We start from the raw sequence: 25,667 nt of genomic DNA, 5'->3' as shown, positions 1-25,667 counted from the left end.
TTCAAAGGTCTTCAACTCGTCAATTGTTTTCGGTGACTTCAGGCCAACGAAAAGAAAGCCAAATCCACCTACTAGACCTCCGAGGAATAGTGAGACTAGCTTGAGGTTTTTTTAATGCTTCCATGCTATATTATCAAGGAGTGAGGGGGATCAACAGATTAAAAGCTTATGGAGCACACATCATAAGAATCAGAAAGCTTGCGGCGAAAGGAACTGCATGCACCAACATGCTTGGCATTTGCCTAATCGTGTTTTTGTCGGGGATAAAAAAGTAAGGATCTAGTTTCATCAGCAGGCGGATGCATGAATCGAATAGTTTATAGATGGGCATCATCTTAAATCCTACCCATATCGATGTCCAAAAGGTCATTACCCCGACAAGTTCGATGAGTGTTACAAATTCAACGGCTACCCAGACTTCAGGGCCGGCTATAATAAACATCAGAGTGATGGTAACCGTTTTCAGTAGCTTTTCTGGGGCCCATTTACTGATTCGCTTGTCTGTCATGACTACAGAAGCATCTATGATGATCGCTTGTTAGTCGAGTCTACATCGATTCCAGCAGCTTCTCAGTGAGGTCGGTAAAGCGTTTGGCGGGGTCTGCGTTTTTGACGGCCATGAAGTAGGCGACGGGGTCGCCGACGATAAAGATCTTTTGTTTGCCGCGAGTAAGGGCGGTGTAGAGGAGGTTGCGTTGGAGCATCATGAAATGCCCTTTAACCAAGGGTATGATGACGATGGGGTATTCGGAGCCTTGGGATTTGTGGACGCTGATGGCGTAGGCGAGGCTGACGTCGAGTAGGTCGGAACGGGTCATCTCTACTTGGTCGGAATCGAATTGCACCTGAAGGGTGGAGTTCTCGTAGTCGATGCTTTCGATGGTGCCGATGTCGCCGTTGTAAATGTTGAGGTCGTAATTGTTGCGGTTCTGGATAATCTTGTCACCGATACAGTATTTGTAGGCGCCGAAAGTGAAACCGTTCTTGTGAGTGTTGAGTGTCTTCTGGAGACTTGTATTTAAATTGCTGATACCTGCGACACCTCGATGCATGGGCGCTAGCACTTGGGTGTCGCGAAGCGGGTTTCTTCGCAGTTTGTTTGGAATGAATTGTTTGCAGAGGTATTCGATGGCTTTCAGGCAGTCGTCAGCTTCGGGTGCCTTGATAAATTGCAGATCGTACTGCACCCCTAGCTCGGCCGTGCTATCGAGTAGATAAGGTGTGCCCTTGGATCCGTTCAGCACATTGTAGGCGGTGGTAATGATGGAGCTCTCTTCGTTTTGCCGAAAAATCTTTTGTAGTCGTGTAGTGGGTACCGCATCGGACTCGATCAGATCCTTAAGCACGTTGCCGGCCCCGACGGATGGCAGCTGGTTTACATCCCCTACCAAAATTATGTGGGCCGCTTGAGGGATAGCTCGAAGCAGGGCAGCGGCCAGTCGGACGTCGAGCATGCTCGACTCATCTACGATAACAAAACCAGCCTTAAGTGGATTCGATTCGTTGTGAGCAAAGTTGCCTTTGTGGGGTTCAAACTTGAGCAGCCGGTGAATGGTCTGGGCAAATCCGCCAGTGGCTTGTGACATGCGCTGAGCTGCTCTGCCTGTCGGGGCTGCCAGAATGATGTCTACCTTTTTGGCCCGTATGATTTGGACCAAGGCGCGCAAGATGGTGGTCTTCCCGGTCCCAGGGCCACCTGTGATGATTGAAACTTTTTCATTCAGTCCGGTCCTGATTGCCTGTGTTTGTTCGTCGGCAAAACCGAAACTAGCTTTGTCTTGAGCCCATTCGATAGCGGCATCCACTTTGATGGGTGGTAGACCCGAGTTCGCTTTCAACGAACGACTGATTACCTGAGCGATGGTCGTTTCTGCGCGGTGGGAATTGGGTAGCTGAATACGATGTTCTTCATCGACTGAAATGACTTCTTTGCTTTCTACGAGATGGCTGACCCGTGCCTCAATATTGGCCTCTTCCGTATCGAGTAGTTGGGTGGCGTGTTCTACCCAGAGGCGCCTTGGAACGCAAGTGTGCCCATCGCTTTCCAACTCTTGGAGGCTAAACAGGAGTCCAGCGTCCAGCCGTTTGGGACTGTCGTTGCCGAATCCGAGATTGAGCGCAATCTGGTCAGCCGTCTTAAAGCCGATGCCGTCGATCTCCCGCGCGACTCGATAGGGTTCGTTCTCCAGGACGGTTTTGGCCTCATTGCCGTATTGTTTTACCAGGCGGACACAACGAGCGGCTGTCACTCCGTAGGTTTGTAGAAATAACATGACCTCACGAATGGCGGCCTGTTCTTCCCAGGCGGCCTTGATCGACTTGGCGCGACCGGCACCGATGCCGGCAACCTCTCGTAGGCGAGCGCTTTCCTCTGAAATGATGGTCAGGGTCTCAGCGCCAAAGTGGTCCACGATTTTGTTGGCGTAAACTTTCCCGATACCCGGTACCAGGCCACTGCCTAGATACTTACGTATTCCATGAACGGTGGAGGGGAGGGTAGATTTAACGTGTGTGACCTTAAACTGTGTACCGTATTTCGGATTTACGACCCAGTCACCCGTGACCTCTAAGGTCTCTCCGCACTGAACCCCAGGCATAGCACCGGTGACGGTGATGGTTGCCTTCTTGTCCTCGGGACGCAGGTCGCCGATCAGGAAATGATTCTCCTCATTGGAGAACATGATCCTTTCGAGGACTCCGCGGATGGTTTCGGGCATAAACTAGAAGTTAGGAGGGAGAAGTTAGAATGAGAGTAAGATAAAGAACCTGAGTTAGGCCAGTTCAGGGAGGAGGTCCAAGCCAAAGAGCGTTTTTCCCAGGGCTGGAAGGTCGGGAAAGGCGCCGTCGACCCTGGCTTCTTCCAGTTCTTCGATGCTGTGTGTGCCGGTAGCGACACAATAGGCGGGTATGCCGACGACATGGGCTGCCTGAATATCGAAAGGGCTGTCACCGATAAGGGCCGTGGTGTCCGGATCGGCTCCGAGTTTCTCCAGAACATACTCCGAAAATTCTTTGTTGGGTTTCCGGTAGGGAGTATCGTCCGCGCCAAATACGCCGTCCATGTATTGAGAAATTTGCAGGTGATCGCAGAGTGTGCGGGACAGCCGACCCACTTTATTAGTGAAAACCGCGAGCTGTTTGCCCTGAGCGTGCAGGGTCTGAATGAGGGGTAACGCCCCAGGCATGAGATAGGCATCTTCGCAAAGAATCGTTTCTAAATGAGCCTTCCAGCGGGCGCAGGCTTCCTGGTGCATGTCTCCTGGGACGAAGTTGGCCATGGTTAATTCTACCGAGCCTCCAACGGCCCGCTTTATTTCTTCGCGCGACGGGATGGGTTGGTCGAGTTCGCCGAGCACGTGTTCGTAGCAGCGGGCGAGGCAGGTAAAGTGGTCTAGGAGGGTTCCGTCGAGATCGAATAATAGGCTTTGCATTACAGGTCAGGAGTGTTTGCCTATTGCATCCAATAAATCAACTCAAACGCTTCAATCCCTGGCAAAAGTTAAGTATTTAGTTTTTAAACAAGAGTTCGTTATGAAATTAAATATTGATTTGGGGGAACCTCAGAATGGTAGGGACCACCAAAGCAACTTTAGTCAGGTAAAATCAACATGTGCGAACAACTGTGTTGCAGTCTGAAATCTGCTTGGTCACGTAGGGATCTACGCTCCGTCGCAAGATTGCGAACTGCGCCTTGTTTTTCATCACATCTAGATTTTTTGAAACGATTGAGTTAACTGTTTAGGCAGTGGATCTGCAACTTATCCTTATCCGCTTTCATGTCCAACTATCCGTATGCCAGCCAGGTACAGCTGGAGGAGACTGGTGACACTCTTGTCATTCGTTTGATGGGCGTCTGGGTTCTCGATCGGAAGGCACCCGCCTTTGACGCCTTTGTTAAGCGCGGTGACCTGCGTGATGACATCAACGAGATCCTGCTAGAGACGAAAAACCTGGAGGACTGGGATTCTTCCTTGCTGGTATTTTTGAACCAGGCTCGTGATTGGGCCAATAAACGGTCGGTTGGTTTTAATTGCGACTGCTTGCCCGATGGGTTGGGGCGTTTGATGCTGCAGACCCAGAGTGCTGTGGATTCTCGCACCGAAGCGAAGGATCCGGAAGGGGAGCCCGGCTTTGCGGAGGAAGTGGGTCAAGGCACTATTCAATATTTGGCAGACTGTCGTGCTATTGCCTCTTTTTTGGGAGAGATCGTAATTTCCTTTTTTCGACTGCTTGTCGGACGAGCCCGAATGCGATGGGTGGATTGTTTCCGGGCGATGCAGGATACCGGTCCGATGGCGCTACCCATTGTGGGGTTGATCAGCTTTTTGATTGGAGTGACTTTGGCTTTTCAGGCGGCTGATCTCTTGGAGGAATTTGGGTCTGAATATTATACACCGGCGTTTGTTGGCCTGGCAATGGTGCGAGAGATGGGGCCGATTATGACCGGGATCGTCTTGGCTGGCCGAACAGGCGCGGCGTTCGCTTCCACCATAGGATCCATGAAGGTGGCTGAAGAAATAGATGCCCTTCAAACGATGGGGGTACCACCGGTGGATTATCTGGTGCTTCCTCGAGTGATCGGGTTGTCCGTTATGACGCCCTTGATGGTGATCTACTCCAATGCCTTGGGAATTATAGGTGGGATGCTCGTGACTCTGATTAAGCTAAACATGCCTATTCAGACTTACATTCAGGAAATCTTTTTAAATATCACTGCCACCGATATCGGTTCGGGCTTACTAAAATCCTCAGCGTTTGGCATGATCATCGCATACGCTGGGTGCTTGCGTGGTATGAATTGCGATACCAGTTCAACGGGAGTGGGGCGTGCCACTACTTCAGCCGTGGTAACCTCACTGTTGCTGATTATCATCTTCAACTCCCTATTCGCTGTGATTTACAGCATCTACAAGATTTAGCGGCCATGTCTGATATTCCACATATCGAAGTGAAAGACCTGGTTTGTGCCTATGGTGATTACCTGGTGTTGGAAGATGTCTCCTTCAAAGTAAACCGGGGGGAAATTCTGGTGATCATTGGGCGTTCAGGTTGTGGTAAGAGTACTTTGCTCAAACATATGATTGGCTTGCGCGATCCTGCCGACGGGCAGGTGCTCTACAGCGGCAAGGATTTTGCGGCTAGCTCGGAACGTGAGAAAAAAGTTCTGTTGCGGAAATTTGGCGTGCTTTACCAGGGGGGTGCGTTGTGGAGTTCAATGACCCTGGAGGAGAATGTCTCCTTTCCGCTTGAAGAATACACCAACCTGAAACGTCGACAGATTCGTGAGATCGTCGATATGAAGCTGAGTCAGGTAGGCCTTAAAGGATTCCAGAAGTTTTACCCAGCCGAGCTGAGTGGAGGTATGAGAAAACGGGCAGGCCTGGCTCGAGCTATGGCCTTGGATCCTGAAGTCTTGTTTTTTGACGAGCCATCCTCGGGCCTGGATCCCGTGAGCTCCAAGCGTCTGGATGATCTCATACTGAGCCTTCGTGATATATTTAATACCACGGTGGTTGTAGTGACCCATGAGCTGGACAGTATTTTTGCCATCGCCGACAAAGCGGTGATGCTGAGTCCGCAAAAGAAGACCATCATCGCTCAAGGTAATCCCAAAACTTTACTCGAAGAATCTGACAACCCAGTGGTAACTGAATTTCTCAGTCGTAAGGGCGGCCGCTTTTCCACTTCTAATTTATGACGGATAACATACCAACCAGTTTAATCTTCAGGGAACCAGAGTTGCACTTTGCTGACAGGTCCTATAATCCCTCCCTCCGAATACCATGAGTGCGAAACCGAATGCCACTGTTGTAGGAATCTTTGTACTGGGGGCCTTGGCGTTTACAGTCGTAGGCCTCATCTTTCTTGGACAGGCTGCATTTGGCCGATCCAGTTATAGCTTCGTAACTTATTTTGACGAAACGGTCAGTGGATTGGAGATCGGTGCCGCGGTAAAATTTCGCGGCGTAAAGATCGGCCAGGTGACGGAGCTTAAGATTTTCTTAGGAGAAACGGACGGGGAAGGAGTATCCAGCCGTATTCCCGTCATTTACGAAGTGGAGGCTAAGCGATTTAAGGAAACGTTTGGAGATCTGATTGATTTAACGGATCCGGATGATTTGCGTAGCTACATCGATGATGGACTGCGAGCGCGTCTGGCCACCGCGAGTTTGATCACAGGCTTGATGTATGTGGAGCTGGATATTGTGGACCCCGATCAGTATCGAGCTGAATACTATAGCCAGTTTTCTGATTTGTATGAGATTCCCAATTTCAAGGGAGCCTTGGCCGAGATCTCCGACAACGTCTCTGATTTCATCAAACGTTTCAGTACCGTAGATTTCCAAGGTATATCCTTAAGGCTGATTGAACTCCTGGAAAATGTGAATACCGAGGTTCAAGGCGCCGACCTAGGGAGTTTATCCGAGACCTTGCAGACGACTGCGGTCTCCTTCCAGAAACTGGCGGAGATGCCAGAAATCCCACTGTTGATTCAGGAGTTGGAGGGCACTTTAGCGCAATATAAAGGACTTGCGGGAGAATTGCGTTCGACGATCGAGCCCACGGCCGGCGAATTACAGAATGCGCTTCAGCAATTAACGAAGACCTTGGAGAGTCTTGAGATGACGACAACTTCCCTTCACGTCATGGTGAGGCCTCAGTCCAGCGTGCGCACCAATCTCGACGATGCCCTCGTCAACTTGTCCGAAGCCGCAGAATCCATGAGGAGTTTGATCCACTATCTGGAGCGAAACCCCAGCGCTTTGCTAACTGGGCGGCAATCATCCGTCGACTAATTTGAGCCTACTTATCCATGAAGCTATCCGTCATTTTTATTTCTCAGCTTAGCGGCCTATTGCTACTCTTCAACAGCGGGTGTCTCAGCCTCGGCGAAGGGGACACTCAACCGGCTTTATACTACACCTTGGAACCGGTGGATGTATCTCCTATCCAAAGTGAGCAGTCGGTCGAACCGATCATTGTAGGTTTGGATGGCATTGAAGTTCCAAGCTACCTCGATCGACGTGAGATTGTAGTGAGAACAGGCGATAATGAACTCCGCTACACGGCCAGGCATCTCTGGGCGGAGCGACCTTCTGACAGTCTGCAGCGATTGCTCAGTATGAATATTGAAAGGCAAGCGTCGATGGGGATGGAAGTGCATAGTCTGCCATGGCCAGACCACTCGAATCCGGAGTGGGTCGTTCGTTTGAATATTGAATCCTTCGAGGGGCAGGAGTCTCCCAGTGCCGAATTGCTTTTAGAGGCGACCTGGACGATTCAATCCACTCGTGATGCAACGATTGCCAAGCAAGGACACTACACGGGCAGCCAGCTTGCTTGGAAGAAAGGTGATTACTCCCGCTTGGCTAGAGGCCTCTCCAAAGGCCTTGCTGATCTAGGACGTCTCATCGCCAAAGATTTAGAAGTAGTCGTCGGTCAATGAGTCTGCGATGAATTTTGGTGCAATTTTTCAGTCTGCGGTATTCACTGAAACACATTCAAGTCATGGAAACCTTCTCATCAATTGCTGAGCTTTCAAAACTGAAGGATCAAATCCGAGTTCCCGGCAAAACGCTAGGTCTCGTTTCGACAGGGGGTGCTTTGCATGCAGGACACAGGCGATTGATCGAAACTGCCCGAACTGAGTTGGATACCCTGGTCGTTTGCATCTTTGTAAACCCCAAGGAATTTAGCCTTCACGAGAAATACGAGCGTTATCCGCGACACAAACAGGCCGATCTGGAAGTGTGTAAGGAACTGGGCGTGGATTGGGTTTACTGTCCGCAAACCGAAGAGCTTTTTCCCAATGACTACTCAACCTTCATTGGGGAAGACCAAGTGACCTATGATCTATGTGGGCAATCACGGGCTCATTATTTTCCTGGCGTGCTCACAGTCATCGCCAAGTATTTGAATTTATTTCGGCCCGATGTCATCTTCTTTGGGCAAAAAGATGCCCAGAAGGTAGCTGGTATCCGGCGGATGATCCGAGACCTTCACTTTGAAACTCGAATCGAAGTATACCCTACCGTACGTGAAGAATCAGGTCTGGCCGTTGATGCGCGAAACGAATGGTTTTCTCCTCAACAGGCTATAGATGCCGCAGGTGTCTATGAAGCGTTGGCCGCAGGGAAATCGATGGTAGAAAATGGCATCCACAATCCCGATCGAATATCAGCTGAGGTGATTCATATTCTTAGCCGGCGAAGACGCATTCGCATCATCTATGTCGCCATCGTGCATCGTGATACCATGGCACCTGTGCGAGAAGTCATTCCGGGAGAGACCTTCATTGCAACCGCCGTTTGGGTCGATGAGGTGCGCATGATTGATAATGTTATCCTATAATGCCTGGTCCGATAGCTTTCTCTTATCACTTTTTCCCCCGAGCAGATGGCTGAGCGTTTTGACATCTTGGTTATAGGTAGTGGCATTGCGGGATTGAGCTTTGCATTAAAGTCCGCCGAGTCTGGTCATAAGGTGGCCATCGTCACAAAAAAGCATCAGGCCGAATCGAACACCAACTACGCACAGGGTGGTATTGCAGTCGTGACGTCCGCCACCGACGATTTCGATCTCCATGTGAAGGACACGCTAATCGCGGGAGATGGGCTTTGTGATGAGTCGGTCGTTCGAAGGATCATTGAAGAAGGGCCCAAGTGCGTACAGGAGCTCATTGAAATCGGACTCGAGTTTAGCCGGGAGAATGCGGAGTCCTATTCCCTGGGAAAGGAAGGCGGGCATTCCGAGCGAAGGATTCTTCATGTAGCTGACATGACTGGAAAGGCCATCGAAACGGCTTTGGTCAGCTCGGTAAATTTACATCCGAATATCACCACTTTTGAACATGGGTTTGTGATTGATCTGATTACTGCAAAGAAGCTGCACCAGGTTGCAGAGGATGCGGATATTTCGGAAGATCGAGTTCTCGGAGTGTATGTGCTCGATGTTTTGACAGGTGGCATAAGAACGCTGGCTGCAAATGCCGTGCTTCTGGCATCGGGTGGGGCAGGGCATGTTTACCCCTTTACCACTAACCCCTCCATTGCGACCGGCGATGGAATTGCCATGGCCTATCGCGCCGGCGTGCCGGTTCAGAACATGGAGTTTATCCAATTTCATCCGACGACCCTTTATAGTGAATCTCCTAAACGATTTCTAATCAGCGAAGCGGTTCGGGGAGAAGGTGCGCTTCTTCGAAATCTCGAAGGCGAACGATTCATGGACGAATACGATGAGCGGGCGGAGCTGGCTCCGCGGGATATTGTCGCTCGGGCTATTGACGAGGAAATGAAGAAGAGCGGTTCAACTCACCTGTGGTTGGATATTACGGCAAAGGATGAGGCCTATCTCAAAGAACGGTTTCCTTCCATTTTTAACGCCTGCTTAGATCAGGGGATAAACATATCCAAAGATTGGATACCGGTGGTTCCCGCAGCTCATTATCTATGCGGTGGCGTTGTGACAAATCTGAATGCGGAAACCGGGTTGCCAGGGCTTTATGCCTGTGGTGAGGTAGCCTGTACCGGATTGCATGGGGCGAACCGTCTGGCGAGTAACTCACTCCTGGAAGCGCTGGTTATGGCTCACAATGGAGCTGATGCCGTGAATCAATTCTTGGGAGATACGGAGATGAGCACACCTGATCTGCCGGATTGGATTGATGGCGAAATGAGCGACCCGGACGAACGCGTGGTCATTACGCACAACTGGGACGAACTGCGTAAAGCGATGTGGGATTATGTGGGTATCGTGCGAACCACTAAACGACTGCAGCGTGCCAAGAAGCGTATCGAATTACTCTCCAATGAAATTAACGATTATTATTGGAACTTCAAAGTAGAGCCTCAGCTGCTGGAGCTGCGCAATCTAGCTTTGGTGAGTGATCTGGTTGTCCGCTGTGCTTTGAATCGAAAGGAGAGCCGTGGATTGCACTACACTTTGGATTTTCCTGAGAAGAGTGCTGAGCTCTATAATACCAATACCACTCTTTCCGACTGACTTAGTGCCCTTGATGGTCGTTTCAGATTACAAAAATATATTAAAATATAGGCTAACCAATTCAAAATTTTGTTCGGAATGCAGATGTCCTCTGGATTTCCCCCTTTATCCCATCTTAATAGCTAATGTCTGATTCATCCTCCACTTCCGATCCAATGGTATCTGTTGGATTGCCTCTGTACAATGGGGAAAAGTATCTGAGAGAGTCCCTGGATTCGATTCTCAACCAGACATTCACAGATTTCGAGGTAGTGATATCTGACAATGCGAGTACGGATGCGACCCAATCTATTTGTGAGGAGTATGCCAAAAAGGACTCACGCATTCGCTATATACGGTATGAAGAAAATCGCGGTGGGCCTTGGAATTTTAACAACACCTTCGATTTGTCCCGTGGAAAGTATTTCAATTGGGCGGCCTACGATGACCGCATCCGACCACGCTTCTTAGAGGCTTGCGTTGAAGCATTGGAGGAACGCCCTGACTATGTTTGTTGTTGGCCCAACAACGACGCAATAAAGGGCGATGGGAGTTTATACCATCGGTATGAGGAGCCTGAGATGGAGCATGAATCTGACCGTCCACATCTTCGGTTTCGTGATGCTGTATTTGGAACGCATTCTACATTACAAGTATACGGTGTCATTCGATCGGATGTGCTTCGAAAGACGTGTAAAATGGCGCAGTGGATTTGTTCGGACACGACGCTCGAAGGTCAGTTGGCACTCTATGGAAAGTTCTATTTGCACCCCGAATATTTATTTGAGCGTCGCTACCACGAACAAAGTTCATGGAAAGATTCCGGGCAACAATTTTACGCTTACGACAAGATCTGGCGGCCCGTAGACATCGGAGATAAAATTCGATTTCCCTACTGGAAAATGACCTGGGAGAACGTTCGGAGTATATTTACGATACCCATTCCCTGGTCCGATCGAATGTTCTGTCTCTGGTATTCATTGACAAGGCGCCAGCGCTTAAGTGGTCGCAAGCAATATTGGCTGGATATAAAGAATGCGCTTCGTCTGTTTTTTAAATCTCCCAAGACTGAATCAACCCATGAGAAATGAGTACTTCAAAATGGGAAACACGATGCTCAACTACTGTGGCATTCGAACCGAAGACATGGCTTACACCGTGGACCGGAGTCCGGCCAAAGCTGGAAAGCTTACACCAGGCATGTGCATTCCGGTATTTAGTCCCGACAAAATTGCGGAAACCAAACCCGACTATGTGTTTATTTTACCCTGGAATCTCAAAGAAGAAATTTCCGAGCAGATGAGCCATATCCGGGAATGGGGAGGCAAGTTTGTCGTTCCAATCCCTGAATTGAATATCTTCTGAATTTTGGCTGTCTGTCATAAGACTGGCCTGCATCAATCTCTACGCATTTAGTCCTTTGAATTAACACGATGAAATCAGAGGGAAAAGAGAGGCTAAGGAGCCTACTGTGCGAATTGGGATCCGCCGTTCAGTCATTCGTGATTGAGCAGCGAACAGGTCTCAGCGCTTCCGAGCTGTCATCGGTAAGTTCCGTCTCTGAGTCAGATACCATTTATGCCATCGATCGTTTCAGCGAAGAAGCTTTGCTTCATTGGATTGAAGAGCATTGGCCAGCAGATAGTCCCGTAGAGGTTGTGGCCGAGGGCTTGGAAGATCACGCCCCAGTCATTTTTCCAAAAGGTACTCAACTATCTGATACGCTGTATAAAGTAATCATCGACCCTATCGATGGTACGCGTGAGCTGATGTACGATAAAAGATCGGCCTGGGTGATTGCTGGGCTGGCTCCACAGAAGTTTGATGATAATCAGTTATCAGATATTGAAGTGGCCATGTTGACCGAGCTTCCAACAACGAAGCAATCATACGCTGATCAAGTGAGTGGATTCCTTGGTTGTGGACGAGAAGGGATTGTAGCGGTTCGGCAGAATTTAGAATCGGGTGCGAATCAAGCAGTTCAGATCCGGCCTTCTGCAGCCGATACTGTCAGTCACGGATTCGCAGCCCTCGTTAAGTTTTTTCCTGAAGGAAAGGAATTAACCGCACAGATCGAGAGGGAGCTTTGGCAAGCATTGGATCATTATGGTAAGGATGCGTCTCCGGTAATTTTTGATGATCAGTACATTAGTACGGGTGGGCAGATGTATGAGATGCTCGTGGGGCATTACCGTTTTTTTGGTGATATCCGTCCCGCTGTGCTGGGATCCTTAGGCTTGGGGCATTCTCTGACCTGTCATCCTTACGATGCAGCTGCCGGCTTGTTGCTTACGGAAGCTGGATGCATTTACGAAGATCCGCTTGGCGGGGAAGTGCAGGGACCTTTGGATACGGTCACGCCCATCGCTTGGGTTGCCTACGCGAATGAGAAATTGGCGGGGAACTTAAGACCGGCCTTTAAGCAGATATATTTAGAGCACTTCGGAAAATAAAAGGCCCCCGAATGATCGGAGGCCTTTGCATAAATATGTGAATCCGGATTACTGGAGCTCTTCGCCAGTCACTGCGTTGACGAGCCGGAAGTTCTCCATGTGGTAAGATACATCCGCTCTGAATGAAAGCTTCACGTCATAGAGCCTTTCGATATCTACGAGGAGTGATTCATCTTCACTGCGGAGGCGTTCCAAAACGGTTGGATTGAGCATGACTCGAATCGTCAGGCCATCATCAGCTTGTCCGTTTGCCTGAAGCTTTGGCTTCAAGCGTCTTAGAATAGATGTGATCTGACGTTGGATTTCGACACTGATCGTTCGAGGCGATTTTACGATACCACGGCCGTTACAGTATGGGCAGCCGGTATAGAGTCCTGTGCCGATACTCACTTCCTGGCGCTGCCTGGTCATCTGCATGATGCCGAGCTGGGAAATCGGAAGGATATGGTTTTTCGCCTTATCATCTTCCATCTCGCGTCGCATGCGATTGTAGACCGCCTGTCGATCGCGACGGTTCTTCATATCGATGAAATCGATGATGATCAGTCCGCCAATATTTCTCAGGCGAATTTGCCGTGCGACCTCAGAAGCGGACTCAAGATTTACCTGTAATATGTAGTTCTTGTCCTTGCCGTCCTTATTTCTGTGAGAACCGGTATTCACGTCGACCGCGACCAAGGCTTCCGTTTCTTCGATAACGATTTCTCCACCCGAAGGGAGTGGAACACGCCGCTGAAATGTCTGTTCAATCTGGCGCTCGATGTTGAAGCGCTCGTAAATGGGGATCGAATCTTTGAATTGATGGATCTTGCTCATCGAACGTTTCGAGATCTGCGCGATCGCGGTTCGCATTCGCTCCCAGTCTTTGGGATTATCGATTATCACTCGATCTACTTCTTCGGTGAGAAAATCGCGACAGGTGCGTTCAACCAGATCCGGTTCGCGGTAGAGGCAGGCGGTTCCCTTTTCGGTATTGATCTGCGTTTCCATGGTTTCCCACGTTTTGAGTAGGATGTGCAGATCTCGGATGAAGTAGCGTAGCTTTTTCCCTTCACCCGCTGTGCGGATGATGATTCCCATGCCGTCGGGAATGGTGAGTGACTTGATAACTTTGCGGAGGCGTGCGCGCTCCTTGTTATCCTCGATCTTGCGTGAGATACCGCATTGATCGTTGAAAGGCATCAATACTAGAAAGCGGCCTGGTAGGGCTATGTTGGTAGTCGTTCTGGGACCTTTGGTCCCGATCTGTCCCTTGGTGATCTGAACAACGATATCCGTGCCGATCGGGTAGAGGCTAGGAATGTCTCGTAGATCGATCTTCTTCTTTTTCTTATTCGGCTCCTTGGTATTACGGCGGACAACTTCGATACTATTGTCATTGGCCGCTGGAACAATATCCCAGTAATGGAGAAACGCATTCTTGGGTTGCCCAATATCAACAAAGGCAGCTTTCAGTCCTGGCTCCAAATTCTGGATCTTGCCTTTGAAAACGCCTCCTACAAGGCGATCTTCTCCGACTCGTTCAACTTCGAATCGTTCAATGACTCCATCCTCCAAAACCGCCACTCGGGTTTCAAGTGGTTCGGAATTGATGATGACTTCCCGGTAAACAGGATTTTCCTTTTTAATCGCGTTGATAACCCGCTTGATCAGCGGACGGCCTTTTTTAGCGCGTTTCTTCGCTTGTTTTTTTATTTCACCAGAAGGAAGGGGTTCCGGAGTCTGTTCTTCCGGTGGTTTCCTCAGTTTCTTGTCTAATTTGGCTTCCGAAATGTTCGAACGCTTGTGTGATTTTTTTTCGCTCATGATGTATTATTTGCCTATCGGTGGAGGCTGGGTTCACCCCTGGCTGAGCTGAGCAAAGTTGTTCTTTATGTAATAACGGATCCATTGGGCTAGAAAGCTTTTCGGTGTCGGTAAACAGATTGAACAATGCCTTGCAAAATGCAGCAGCTCAGGAGGAAGGAGCCTCCATAACTTAAGAATGGGAGTGGCAGTCCTGTGATCGGCATCATTCCAATGGTCATTCCGATATTTACTAAGGCATGAATCGCAAAAATAATGGTCACGCCTACGGCGAGAAACATACCAAATCGGTCTCTTGCTTTGCTGGCGATTCGCACGCCATTAAGTAAGAGGATACCTGTGAGGCTGAGAACAGTAAGACTGCCTAAAAACCCTTTCTCCTCCGCGAGAACGGAGAAGATAAAATCATTGTGCGCTACGGAGCGCGGTAAATACCCCAATTTTGCCTGGGTGCCTTCGGTCCATCCTTTGCCTGTGAGACCACCGGAACCTACTGATATCAATGATTGATTCAGGTTCCAGCCACTTCCTTTGGGATCTACTTTTTCCGGCATCAGAAAGGTAAGAATCCGATTCCGTTGGTAATCCCTCAGGTAAGGCAGGTAAGAATGCTCCTCATAAGCACGGTTGTGGTTTGTTGGAGTGTAGTTATTTTCTTCGAGAAAGTTAGCGTAACGGTTCACATCCCAGGTTACAGCTCCGATTACGAAAACACAGCCTAGAAACACGGTTGTGAAAAACCGCATTGAGAGGTTGGAAACGTATAACAGACCAAGTACCATGGGGATAAGAACGAGTGAAGTTCCCAAATCCGGTTGTGCCAGAATGACCACCATTGGGAAGAGGACAACCAAGGCAACTTTTACCAAGGCGGTCAAGGATTCAGTGATCTTGCCGATTTCCGATCGAGCCAAGATACTGGAGACGATGAGCATTACCGAAATTTTCGCTAATTCGGATGGCTGATAATTGAGTAGTCCCAGATCGAGCCATCGCCTTGCTCCATCTATCTTGAGCCCGATCCCGGGGATAAGGACTGCAACGAGTAGAATGAGGGTAAGAATATACAGCCAGTGGCCGTATTTCATGTAGATATCGTAATCGATGAATGAGACGAACAGGTAGACAAACGCTCCTAGGAAAATCCAAATAATCTGTTCGGTCCAATTCGAATAGATGGAGTTGAGTTGTGCACTGTAGATGAAAAATACACCGCTAATGGCTAGAATGAGGATGCAAATGGGGCTAACCCAATCCCAGCGCGCATGATCTTCACGATTCAAACCAGTCGTTTGAGTAGCTCCAGCTCGACGGCTGGGACGTAGAATAGACTGTAGAATATCTGAAATCAAAGGAACAGACGCACGATAAGGTCGGGTGAAGCGGTAACTGGCACGATTCAGCACGATTTATCCTGAATTTAGCCCATTGAGCGAATACGGGTAGAGTTTTACCAGTATCGATCAGATATAGGGAATCCTAAAATCGATGTTTTCAATTGACCTAACCCATTGATGATTCAGGTTTTTAGCCTCTTTGAAATTGAAACTGAAATTGAATTATGGACCCGAACACGCTAACTTTTGGTGTACTGGGTGTGGCGTTGGGAATATTGGCATCATGGATCTTTACTGTTCGATACCGAGCAAAAGTCCGGGCTGAAGCTTCCCGAATCATTGAAATTGCGCACAAAGAAGCGTTGGTTGACCGCAAACAGCAGTTGGCCGAAGCTTACCTGGAAATAAGAAAACAACGACAAGACCTGGAACAGGACATTGAACGTCTGAAGTCTGGGCTTACTGAACGGGAGCATGCACTTGAAGCTCAAGAAGCTTCTTTGAAGCGGGCAGGGGCAGATCTGGAATCCCTGAAAGCATCGCTAAGCAAACGTGAATCTACGTTTGAATCCGAGTCGGATGTGATGAAAGCAGCCGCCTCCGAGTACCGCCAAAAACTGGAGGACTTAAGTAATTTGGACACCGCGGAGCTGCGGGATCAATTGGAGGAGGAAATAAGGCGCGAGTGCGAGCTTGAGCTCCAGGATTTGCGCAAAGAGCTATTATCGGCATCGGAACAAGAGGTGCAACGCGAAGCTAAGCAAATCATTCTGACCACGATGCAACGCATAGCCAGCAAGCCGGATGCAAGTAATTCAGCGTCTACGGTTGAGCTTCCCAATGATGAAATGAAAGGCCGAATTATTGGCAAGGAAGGGCGCAATATAAAAGCTTTCGAGGCTCTTACTGGAGTCACCTTGATGATTGATGAGCTGCCTGGGAGTGTCTTGATCTCTTGTTTTGACCCTGTCCGCCGTGAAGCTGCGCGCGTTGCGCTAGAGATTTTAGTCAAGGATGGGCGAATACATCCCGCGAGTATTGAGGAATCGATCCAGAGTGGGCAAAAAGAGATTGAGAACCTTGTCTACCAATATGGTGAGTCAGCGGTTCAGACATTGAACCTGACTGGCATTCCCGATGATATACTCAGTTTATTGGGTAAGTTGAAATATCGCTATTCGTTTAATCAGAATACACTAGAGCACTCGATTGAGTGTGCATATATTTGCTCTATGCTTGCTTCCGAAATGGGGCTCGACCCTAACCTGGCAAAACGTGCTGGGTTGCTCCACGACATTGGAAAGGCCGTTGAGCATGAGTATGAGGGGAGTCATGCCACCATGGGAGCCAAGATGCTCCGAGATTATGGAGAAAATGAAGCGGTCGCTAACGCCGTTGAAGCGCACCACAAGGAAGTAGATCCTACGAGTTTGTATGCGCCACTCCTCATGATCGCTGATTCTGTATCCGCTACCAGACCGGGTGCCCGAGTAGAATCCCTGGATGCCTACGTGAAACGTTTGGAGCGATTGGAAAGTATTGCTCGGGATATGGATGGTGTGACCGAGGTCTATGCCATTCAAGCGGGGCGCGAAATTCGAGTGATGGTTGAACCTGACAAGGTTGAAGAGCTGGATGCCCAGCGAATTGCCCGAAAGATTCGCAATCGCATTGAGGAAGAACTACAATATCCAAGCACGATCAAAGTTACGGTTATTCGCGAACAGCGGTTTACCGAGACGGCAACCTAGAAGCTGAAAATCTTCAATGAATGATCGGTGGCTTAATAGTTGAATCGTGAAAAGTTCTCTGCCTAGCTAACTCGTTTGTAAATTTATGAGCGACACTGATCGAAAAACTGTCCTGACCGCCGCACAACCGACTGGCATTCTGACCATTGGAAACTACTTGGGTGCTCTCAAGAATTGGGTGTCCCTTTTGGACGACCACGATTGCCTTTTCCCGTTGGTTGATATGCATGCGATTACGGTACCCTATCAGCCCGCTGATCTCCGGAAACGTACACGCTCCTTAGTCGCCCAATATATTGCCTGTGGGTTGGATCCGGAAAAGTGCACGCTCTTCATTCAGTCACATGTGGTTGGTCATACCGAACTCGCGTGGGTACTCGGATGCTTGACTCCCATCGGTGAGTTACAGCGCATGACGCAGTTTAAAGACAAAACGGCCAAAGGGGCTCCCATTAATTCAGGCTTATTTTTTTACCCCGTACTGATGGCGGCGGATATCTTGCTCTACAATGCAGACATTGTGCCTGTAGGTGAAGACCAGAAACAACACCTTGAACTAACGAGGAATGTAGCTGAGCGTTTCAATCATACTTATTCAAAAACGTTCAAGATCCCCGAGCCTAAGATTGGGACTACGGGAGCCCGAGTGCTTTCTCTGCAAGACCCGACCAGGAAAATGTCCAAGTCGGACGATAATCAGGGGGCTTATATCTTGCTCACCGATGAACCTGATGTGATCCGAAAGAAAATTGCCCGCGCGGTGACCGATTCAGGTAGCCAAGTCAAATCGGGACCTGAAAAAGCGGGGGTCACGAATTTGCTTTCTATTATGAGCGGATTCTCTGGTAAATCTATTGAAGAGCATGAAGCCGAGTTTGTCGGGAAAGGATATGGCGATTTTAAAAAGGCTGTTGGCGAAGTGGTTGTAGAAGGACTTCGACCTATCCGGGAAAAGTTTGAAGAAGTAGAAAAGGACAAAGGCTATCTAGATGGTGTTTTAAAAGCTGGCGCTGAGACTGCCCAAAAGAAGGCTTATAAGATTTTATCCAAAGTGCAGCGTAAGGTCGGTTTTGTAGAGCGATTCCGTTAAACTCTATCGTACATGCAATGATCGCTTCCCCTCCAGCTGTCACATCTCAATGGGTCTTGGAAAATGAGACCTGTTTATCCTGTGGGCTCAAATCCAGGAGGATACTGTGAAGCTTGTCCGACAATTGGGCATTCTTTCAGCAGCCTGATTTTGGAGTCGGGAGAGCGTATGCTTCAAACGGTCGTTAATTATGTGCGCTATCTTGAATTGCAAATCGACCTGGGTCAGGATAAAATACCGGACAAGTACCGCGATACGCATTGTCATTTTGAGGTCGTGGACATGGATCGGGTGCTAGGGCGTCTTTATAATCAGTTTCCGGAAAGAAAGAACGACGTTGATCGCTTTATTCAACCTGTTGGTTTGGCACTGGAAGGTGACGATTTGGAATACATGGTCTACCAGCTGGTCGAAAATGCCTTAAAATTTCCCACTCCGCCTCCCGTGTCAGTATCAACACAGTGATAGATTCAGACTCCTATGTGCTGTCTGTGGCTGATCGAGGGCAGGGAATGAGTAATGATCAAATCTCGAAATTAGGTCCTTTCATTCAATTAAATCGAGAAGAGCAGGAGCAGCAGGGTCTTGGATTGGGGTTATCCGTTGTGGACAGTCTATGTCGCTTGTACGGCGGATCCATTTTCATCACTGAACAGCCCGGAGACGGCACTCGTGTGATACTGAAGTTACCCATTTTCAGTGATTAAATGGTCTGAGCCTGTCAGATTGAATATTCAGGAATCTGAGCGGTTTCTTTAATGTGGGTTTAAGTTGCGTGACGGGCGTCGTCACCTACCATGTGCAAATTAATCAATAAATTTATATGAACAACAAAGGACTTTTTTCTATCATAGTGGTAGCCATTGTAGCTATTGTCATCCTGGCATTTGGCTCGCGTTTTTTCAAAACGGTTTCGCCTGGGCACGTATCCGTGGCAACCTTGTTTGGTAAAGTTGTACAGCAGCCTTACGATTCGGGAATACACATTCCGGTTAATCCACTGTATCAGTGGTATGATTTCGATATTCGCTCGGATACCATTACGGAGACCGCTAGTGTGCCTTCTCAGGATCAGTTGCAAACTCAAATGGATGTCAGTGTAAAGTTCCGAGTGAATGCCGCTGAAACTCCAAATACCTTGGCTAGATATGGGGATAAGAATCGGTTAGTAACGGTACAATTGATACCCTCTCTGCGGTCCACGCTGCGGGAGGCCGGTAAGAGTATTGCCCGTGCGGAGGACTTTTTCCTGGAGGAAACGCAGAACCAATTGCAAGTGCAGATTCTAGAGGATCTGAAAAGCGGCTTGGAAGAAAAGGGGCTGCTGATCGATGAAGTGCTCATACGGACTATAACTTTGCCGCCATTTATTATGAAAGCGATTGAGTCCAAAAAGGAGCGAGAGCAAGAGGTGGAGAAGGAAAAAGCTGAGTTGGAGCGTTATAAAACGGAGATGCAGCAAAAAGTTGAAGGAGCAATCGCTGACCGACAGGCTGCTGAGCAGGAAGCTGAAAAAGTTAAAGTTCTGGCTGATGCGCGTGCTTACGAGATCGGAAAGCTCAACGATGCTGTTGCAGGCAATCAAACTTATATCCAATTACAATCTCTGGAAGCACTGAAGAAGATTGCCGAAGACCCTGCGGCTAAAATCTATTTTATGGATGGCCAGAGTCCAAACCCACTGCCCTTGTTGCATATGGGAGAGCAAAAATAGCTGTTAGTGTAATCTATACTTTACTTAGGCGGACTCATTTGAGTCCGTCTTTTCTTATGCCTAACGGCCAGTGCAAGCCGCTCGGTGGGACCAATGGAAAGCAGTCCGGAATGGGATCGATCGACCCGTGGAAATTTATGACCTCTCCCTGGATGCAGCCGAGTCCAATGATCTATCTGGTTCTCGTGGGGATTTGGTAGATAAAGCACTGGCTATTTTTCAAGAGGCTCATCGCCCAGATCCGAACTGGCCACTCGATCACCGAGCAGAAGAACACACTCGACTTGCCAAACAAGCTTGGGAAATCAAACGGAAGCGTGACCGCGAAAAGTGGATTCCGGAAAACGCAGTTACACGCCCGCTCTAGATAAGGTAGGGGCGCATCGCCGAGGCGCCCGTTGTAGCCATGGTTAGCCTGCCCTGCATAGCTTCACGCGAAGCACGGGTGACACCATGGAGAACGCGAAGGTTAAGGTAGTTTGCTTTCTTAACTCCGCCGACCACCTGCCGGACCGTCCCGCGACTTTTAGCAAGGTGGTCCACTGAGTTAAGATGTCATGCTTGACAAATGAGGAATGAGGAAGCGCACATTGGTGCGTGACCGATTGAAGAATGAGTTCCGAGGAGTGAAACGACGACTACCAAACGAAGTGCCACATCTACAAGCGAAGCGCAGAATAACAGATCGGATGAGAATCAGACCGAAACAACACGCGGCATGTTAGCCCGAAGATGGTCGTAAACAACAATCTGGGGGATTCGGTGACTTTTATGACGGTCGCAAGAGAGTTTTTTCATCAAGGCTTACGACCATCTGTCGAACCGCCTTGCTACTCGCTATACAGCTTCAACAGCGCCTGCGTCCCATTGTCTTCTCCGCCTTGAGCAGCTAATTTGTCATAGAGAGACTTGGCCAACTTCAATCCTGGCAACTCCAGGCCCATTTCGTCGGCCGACTCGATGGCGATTCGCATATCCTTGATAAAGTGCTTCACAAAAAACCCGGGAGCGAAATCGCCTTTAAGGGCGCGAGGGGAAAGATTACTCAATGACCAGCTTCCAGCAGCACCCGTTTCAATACTTTTTAGAACATGAAAAGGATCGAGGCCTGATTTCTTGGCATAGGCCATGGCTTCTGTGATTCCCAACATTCCAGCTGCAATAGCGATTTGGTTCACCATCTTCGTGTATTGCCCGGATCCAGCAGGGCCTTGGAGCTGAATATTCTTCCCCATGATTTCAAATGCTGGGAGCGCTCGGTCAAAATCTGCCTGGCTACCACCAACCATAATGGAGAGGCGTGCTTCTTTTGCCCCCAGGTCTCCACCTGATACGGGAGCATCTAGCGAGCCAATGCCTTTTCCTTCAGCGGTCTCAGCAATTTTTTTGGCGAGGGCCGGACTAGAGGTGGTCATATCAATGAACAATGAGCCTGACTTCGCATTGGCAAGAATCCCGTCATCGCCGAGATAAACTTCTTCCACATCCTTCGGAAAACCAACGATAGTGATTATTATATCTGCACCTGCGGAGGCGGCACTTGGAGTATCGCACCAGGTCGCTCCTGCTGCAACGAGCTCGTCTGTTTTAGACTTTGTGCGGTTGTATACATTTAGCGGATACCCGGCGTTGAGAAGGTGTCCAGCCATGCTGCGACCCATGACTCCGGTTCCAATGAAAGCGATGGTTTCTTTGCTCATATTTTTGAAGTGAAATAGGGATTAGAGGAGGGTGAATATCTAAGTTGGCCAATAATACCGATGCCAGCCTATTATTGACTTTGATTAAAATAGGGGGGAAGAAGGCGGGAACAATCGGGCGGCAATTGCCTCCCATAAAGTAACTACCCGCATTATGAAGAATATTTTAGTATTAATTGCTATCTTGGTAAGCCCCATTTTTCTTACCGCCCAGGATGAACAGACCGAGACTGTAGCGAGTCCACTTGAGGCACTTCGCGCAGCAGCCGTCGATCAAGAGGCAGATTTTGATGCGGCATACAATTCGGCGGAAGCTGCAGGTGTAAAAGCTTCTGTGTTGCTGGAAAGTAAAGTGTTAAACCTATTGGGGAGCAGCGATTTGCAGGCTGTCTTAGCTCTCATTCCTGAAATGGAGGCGAGTGCCGATGAGTTTGTTGTTGGCCAAGGAGGCTTCTTCTCCACACGCAATCAAGTCCATGGGTTGATCGAAAATTTGAAGGCACTTAGAGCCAATGAAGCTGGCGATATGGAAGGCTTCGAACGTCATACCAAAGAAGGCTTTTGGAAAAGTCCCGAGGTCAGTAATATGTTCGGTATGGCTCGTTTGGTTCAGGACCATCACGAGAAAACTGCTCAGAAAGAGGCCATGAAAAATCTCCGGATTCCTATGGATTTGGAAATTCTGTCTGTGGATGGTTCTATGACTACCCTGGCAAAGGCTTCCCAAGGTCAGAAGGCTATTTTATTAGATTTTTGGGCTAGTTGGTGTGGTCCTTGTATCCAGCTCATGCCCGAGTTGAAAAAGAAGGCGGATACGCTGCCAGCTCAAGGCGTCTTTGTAGCTGGTATGAATACCGATCGCTCAGACCAATTACGCCATGCGCGTGAAGTGCAGGAGAAACATGGTATGGATATGCCCTGGCTTATCGAACCTGAGTCGAGTCCCTTTTCCAGAGCATTGGCTATTAACTCAATTCCTCGTATGATCCTCCTTACTCCGGATGGACAGGTTTTATACAACGGACATCCAATGGATCCCGAATTGACGAAGACTTTGGCCTCCCTGGGTGTGAATCTTTGAGTAGAGTAATTTCCATTTCGAAAAAAGCCGAAGCAGGTGATTCCGCTTCGGCTTTTTTGTAAGTAACTAAATAGATCTGAGTGGTTCTATCCGCCTTTTATTTAGCGGTACCTTGGATGGCTCTTTTGTCTTTTGGGTTCCAACCTCGGACACTGGAATTGGGCACCTGGCGAAGCTGCTGATAATTAAAAGTGACATGTTCGGTATTTCCACTTTTCTGCACCTCTGCCACGGTGGCGTTTATGAGTGTGATTGTTTCGGACTTTCCTTCATGTGTCCGTTGGATGGTCACATTGCCCATTGAATTGCCACTGCTGAGAGCCTTTGCGAGTAGGGGAGTCGCTTTGTCAATTCCCTTGGTCACCCTGACGGGTTTGTGTTGGCGTTTGCCCGTTGCCATGCCAGAAGCGGCATCCCTGCGACCCGTTGGTCGTCCTGAGGCAGCGTCACGTTTACCAGTGGCAAGGCCCGAGGCTGCATCACGCCTGCCAGTTGCTTGTCCCGAGGCGGCATCCCTCTTCCCCGTGCCCTGACCTGGAGTGGTATCCCGTTTTGCCCTTACGTTTCGGGTAGCGATGTCGCGGTGAACCACTTGGCTAAACGATTCGATGACAATCCAATCTTTATGACCGTCATCTCGCTAGGATATGGATTCGATGTCGATCCAGCCTTTGTGGTCTTTATCCTTGGATTCACCATCGACACCGTCGAATTTGAGGAAGGCAGCACCTTGGGCCCAGAATGGGGTTAGTACAAGAACGAATATACAACGAAGGAAATGTTTGGTTTTCATGGTAGTACGGGTTATCCCAAGCGTATTCTGCGCTGGTGTTGGTAACGGGAAAAGGTTGAGACAGGTAAGTTAAGGCGTCAGTTCCGTTTGAAAGGATTTCAACTACATTATCATACTAAATGATTGAAAGAAAGCAATTTGTGGAACAATTGCCGTTCTCGGACGTCATAATTAGTTATTAACATTCGACCTCCGTCGTTTGAAAAATTGAAGAACCGCAATTCACTAAAACTATGGGTCCTTTCCTACATAAGGTATACCGGTTGATGTCAGAAAAGGGTCTGACTTACTCCGAGGCCTGTAGAGAAGTGGGCCAACACAGTGCAAAACGGAGAAGGGCCAAGAAACGCCAGGGACCTAGAAAATGGATCCCCGCAAAACCCGTCGAAGTAAAGCCAGTGCACATCGAGCCCTTCTACCAACCCGAGCCTCCCAAAGAGCACCACTTGAAACAGACCTTTTTGGATTTTAACTGAAAGAGTTAAGATTCACTTATACATCCTTTATCAATGGATGAGGGATTTAACACTAATCGCTTGATTTCCGGCTAAATCGGAGCATTTTGTAGCAACTTTTTTGTTCTTTGAAGTTCTCAGCCAAGACTTCATTGATCCTTAGGGATTTTTATGGGGGTGTTCTGGATTCGACTTTGAATTGGAGCATGGGGCTGCATGTCGATGATGATAGTTACCATCGGAAAAATATTATCACATACTTATTATAAGTGCCAACGATGAAGCATTACCTATGGCTGCATAAACCAGCCATCGTCTCTACTCTGACACCTGCTAGGGGATAGAGGCGCCGACAGCAGGCATAGTTCTCATGGGGTGTCCAGCCGAGAGCCGTATCATCACCCTGGATACTAGTAGACCGATAGCGGGTTACGCGGCGATCGGCGAGCGAAATTAAATGTGTGACTAAACATGTAGACGTCGTATGTGAAGGCTCAAGGGACGCGGGTTCGACTCCCGCCACCTCCACCAATATAATCAATGACTTACGTAAATAAAACGTAATTCCTGTCAAAATATTGCCTAAGCAACCTAGCTCTTGCAAATGACCTTGGTTCCTTGTCAGTTAAGGGTATGTCTCTGTTTTCTCTTGATGGTAAAGTGGCTCTTGTAACGGGAGCGGGTCGTGGAATTGGTCGCGGAATTGTGGAAGGTCTCGCTGCGCACGGGGCGAAAGTCGTTTGTGCGGCCAGAACGCGGGCGCAATTAGATGAGGCCGTTGCCTCAATCAATGATTCTGGTGGCGAAGCGATTGCTTACGAGATGGACATGAAAGATCTTGATTCGATTCAGGGCGGAGTGGAGGCAACTTTGAAAGCCTACGGTCAGCTCGATATTCTGGTGAACAATGCTGGCATGAACATCCGTGAGCCTTTTACTGAGGTGACTGAAGAGCACTACGATGAGATTGTAGCTGTGAACCAGAAAGGGCTGTATTTTCTGACTCAGCTTGCAGCCAAAGAGATGATTTCTCGTAAGCGAGGAAAGATCATTCATATCGGATCTATCAACACCGGGATCTCTCTTAGTCAGGTTTCTGTTTATACGTCTACCAAGGGTGCCGTTGGTCAACTGGGCAAAGCCCATGCAGTTGAACTCGGTAAACACAATATCCAGGTGAATACTATTTGTCCTGGCTTTATTGAAACACCCCTGACTGCAAAATTATGGTCCGACCCTACGATGCAGGAGTGGGGAAAGAATCGGGTGCCGATGGAGCGCTTGGGATCTCCCGAGGATCTCGTGGGCACTACGGTTTTCCTGGCCTCAGCAGCTTCCAATTATGTGACCGGCCAGAACATTTTTGTTGATGGTGGATTTATGGCAGGAGAGGTCTGGCCCATTCCAGGGTAGGTGAGCGATTTACAGATGATGACCGCACATTTTGCAGTGTAGGGCTTTTCTGTCGTGTCCTTCGTGTCCGCAACCTTCGCATACGCGGGT

Annotated in this window: 24 protein-coding genes, 1 other RNA gene and 1 pseudogene; 18 read left to right on the top strand and 8 right to left on the bottom strand. The window is 48.8% G+C overall.

What is annotated here, in order from left to right; genetic code table 11:
• Positions 1-166 precede the first annotated feature (166 nt).
• The 3 genes from GA003_17215 to GA003_17205 are packed head-to-tail and all read right to left on the bottom strand — an operon-like array spanning position 167 to position 3,431.
• Entirely contained in the window at positions 167-508 is a 342-nt protein-coding gene (locus GA003_17215; GenBank protein QXD27731.1) for a hypothetical protein, read from the bottom strand.
• A gap of 40 nt (positions 509-548) precedes the next feature.
• Complete coding sequence (locus GA003_17210; protein ID QXD27730.1) at positions 549-2,717, bottom strand: ATP-dependent RecD-like DNA helicase; 2,169 nt, start codon at positions 2,715-2,717, stop codon at positions 549-551.
• A gap of 54 nt (positions 2,718-2,771) precedes the next feature.
• A complete protein-coding gene (locus tag GA003_17205) occupies positions 2,772-3,431 on the bottom strand; it encodes an HAD family hydrolase (GenBank protein QXD27729.1) in 660 nt (219 codons plus the stop codon).
• Between the two features lie 345 nt (positions 3,432-3,776).
• Between GA003_17205 and GA003_17200 the strand changes: the two genes are divergently transcribed.
• From GA003_17200 to GA003_17160, 9 genes are all read left to right on the top strand, one after another.
• Entirely contained in the window at positions 3,777-4,919 is a 1,143-nt protein-coding gene (locus tag GA003_17200; GenBank protein ID QXD27728.1) for an ABC transporter permease, read from the top strand.
• Between the two features lie 5 nt (positions 4,920-4,924).
• Positions 4,925-5,698, top strand: a complete 774-nt coding sequence (locus GA003_17195; GenBank protein ID QXD27727.1) for an ATP-binding cassette domain-containing protein — start codon at positions 4,925-4,927, stop codon at positions 5,696-5,698.
• A gap of 85 nt (positions 5,699-5,783) precedes the next feature.
• Positions 5,784-6,797 (top strand): MCE family protein, encoded by a 1,014-nt coding sequence (locus GA003_17190; protein QXD27726.1) that lies wholly within the window; start codon positions 5,784-5,786, stop codon positions 6,795-6,797.
• A 17-nt stretch (positions 6,798-6,814) separates the two neighbouring features.
• Positions 6,815-7,447 (top strand): PqiC family protein, encoded by a 633-nt coding sequence (locus tag GA003_17185; protein ID QXD27725.1) that lies wholly within the window; start codon positions 6,815-6,817, stop codon positions 7,445-7,447.
• 62 nt (positions 7,448-7,509) lie between these two features.
• A complete protein-coding gene (panC, locus tag GA003_17180) occupies positions 7,510-8,352 on the top strand; it encodes a pantoate--beta-alanine ligase (GenBank protein ID QXD27724.1) in 843 nt (280 codons plus the stop codon).
• 45 nt (positions 8,353-8,397) lie between these two features.
• Positions 8,398-10,005, top strand: coding sequence for an L-aspartate oxidase (gene nadB, locus GA003_17175; GenBank protein ID QXD27723.1), 1,608 nt, complete (start codon positions 8,398-8,400; stop codon positions 10,003-10,005).
• Positions 10,006-10,130: 125 nt separating this feature from the next.
• Positions 10,131-11,075 carry a glycosyltransferase gene (locus tag GA003_17170; GenBank protein QXD27722.1) on the top strand — a complete coding sequence of 315 codons (945 nt, stop codon included), beginning with the start codon at positions 10,131-10,133 and terminating at the stop codon, positions 11,073-11,075.
• The gene (locus GA003_17165; GenBank protein ID QXD27721.1) at positions 11,020-11,349 is read left to right on the top strand and encodes a hypothetical protein; all 330 of its coding nucleotides are present in this window, start codon (positions 11,020-11,022) and stop codon (positions 11,347-11,349) included. Before GA003_17170 ends, GA003_17165 begins: the two co-directional genes overlap by 56 nt.
• Positions 11,350-11,417: 68 nt before the next feature.
• A complete protein-coding gene (locus GA003_17160; GenBank protein QXD27720.1) occupies positions 11,418-12,437 on the top strand; it encodes an inositol monophosphatase in 1,020 nt (339 codons plus the stop codon).
• A gap of 48 nt (positions 12,438-12,485) precedes the next feature.
• Here GA003_17160 and GA003_17155 read toward each other — a convergent pair whose 3' ends face one another.
• Positions 12,486-14,243 (bottom strand): Rne/Rng family ribonuclease, encoded by a 1,758-nt coding sequence (locus GA003_17155; GenBank protein ID QXD27719.1) that lies wholly within the window; start codon positions 14,241-14,243, stop codon positions 12,486-12,488.
• Positions 14,244-14,332: 89 nt separating this feature from the next.
• Positions 14,333-15,526, bottom strand: coding sequence for a rod shape-determining protein RodA (gene rodA / locus GA003_17150; protein QXD30470.1), 1,194 nt, complete (start codon positions 15,524-15,526; stop codon positions 14,333-14,335).
• A gap of 231 nt (positions 15,527-15,757) precedes the next feature.
• On the opposite strand from rodA, the pseudogene rny reads away from it, so the two are divergent.
• The 6 genes and pseudogenes from rny (at position 15,758) to GA003_17120 (ending at position 20,502) form a co-directional block, all read left to right on the top strand.
• Positions 15,758-17,331: pseudogene (rny, locus tag GA003_17145) on the top strand (ribonuclease Y).
• Positions 17,332-17,416: 85 nt separating this feature from the next.
• Positions 17,417-18,421, top strand: a complete 1,005-nt coding sequence (gene trpS, locus GA003_17140) for a tryptophan--tRNA ligase (GenBank protein ID QXD27718.1) — start codon at positions 17,417-17,419, stop codon at positions 18,419-18,421.
• Between the two features lie 63 nt (positions 18,422-18,484).
• Complete coding sequence (locus GA003_17135) at positions 18,485-18,886, top strand: hypothetical protein (GenBank protein ID QXD27717.1); 402 nt, start codon at positions 18,485-18,487, stop codon at positions 18,884-18,886.
• Positions 18,883-19,128 (top strand): ATP-binding protein, encoded by a 246-nt coding sequence (locus GA003_17130; GenBank protein QXD27716.1) that lies wholly within the window; start codon positions 18,883-18,885, stop codon positions 19,126-19,128. The genes GA003_17135 and GA003_17130 overlap by 4 nt, the downstream gene beginning before the upstream one ends.
• 116 nt (positions 19,129-19,244) lie before the next feature.
• Entirely contained in the window at positions 19,245-20,135 is an 891-nt protein-coding gene (locus GA003_17125; protein QXD27715.1) for a prohibitin family protein, read from the top strand.
• A 70-nt stretch (positions 20,136-20,205) separates the two neighbouring features.
• Positions 20,206-20,502 (top strand): hypothetical protein, encoded by a 297-nt coding sequence (locus GA003_17120; protein ID QXD27714.1) that lies wholly within the window; start codon positions 20,206-20,208, stop codon positions 20,500-20,502.
• A gap of 463 nt (positions 20,503-20,965) precedes the next feature.
• Here GA003_17120 and GA003_17115 read toward each other — a convergent pair whose 3' ends face one another.
• Positions 20,966-21,835: an NAD(P)-dependent oxidoreductase gene (locus tag GA003_17115; GenBank protein ID QXD27713.1), complete on the bottom strand. Its 870-nt coding sequence runs from the start codon at positions 21,833-21,835 to the stop codon at positions 20,966-20,968.
• A gap of 154 nt (positions 21,836-21,989) precedes the next feature.
• Here GA003_17115 and GA003_17110 point away from each other — a divergent pair, with 154 nt between their 5' ends.
• Positions 21,990-22,916 (top strand): TlpA family protein disulfide reductase, encoded by a 927-nt coding sequence (locus GA003_17110; protein ID QXD27712.1) that lies wholly within the window; start codon positions 21,990-21,992, stop codon positions 22,914-22,916.
• Between the two features lie 97 nt (positions 22,917-23,013).
• On the opposite strand, the gene GA003_17105 is transcribed toward GA003_17110, so the two are convergent.
• Positions 23,014-23,508 carry a type VI secretion system tube protein Hcp gene (locus GA003_17105; GenBank protein QXD27711.1) on the bottom strand — a complete coding sequence of 165 codons (495 nt, stop codon included), beginning with the start codon at positions 23,506-23,508 and terminating at the stop codon, positions 23,014-23,016.
• A gap of 48 nt (positions 23,509-23,556) precedes the next feature.
• On the bottom strand, positions 23,557-23,709 hold the full coding sequence (locus GA003_17100; protein QXD27710.1) for a type VI secretion system tube protein Hcp: 153 nt from the start codon (positions 23,707-23,709) through the stop codon (positions 23,557-23,559).
• A 628-nt stretch (positions 23,710-24,337) separates the two neighbouring features.
• Here GA003_17100 and ssrA point away from each other — a divergent pair.
• Together ssrA and GA003_17090 are read left to right on the top strand one after the other, a co-directional pair.
• Positions 24,338-24,695: a transfer-messenger RNA gene (ssrA, locus tag GA003_17095) on the top strand.
• A gap of 102 nt (positions 24,696-24,797) precedes the next feature.
• Positions 24,798-25,577, top strand: coding sequence for a glucose 1-dehydrogenase (locus GA003_17090; protein ID QXD27709.1), 780 nt, complete (start codon positions 24,798-24,800; stop codon positions 25,575-25,577).
• The last annotated feature ends 90 nt before the right edge of the window (positions 25,578-25,667 follow it).

Source organism: Opitutia bacterium ISCC 52, assembly GCA_014529675.2.
GTDB lineage: Bacteria > Verrucomicrobiota > Verrucomicrobiia > Opitutales > UBA2995 > UBA2995.
Note: the sequence above shows the minus strand (reverse complement) of the source record. Positions and strands in the feature narration are given on the sequence as shown.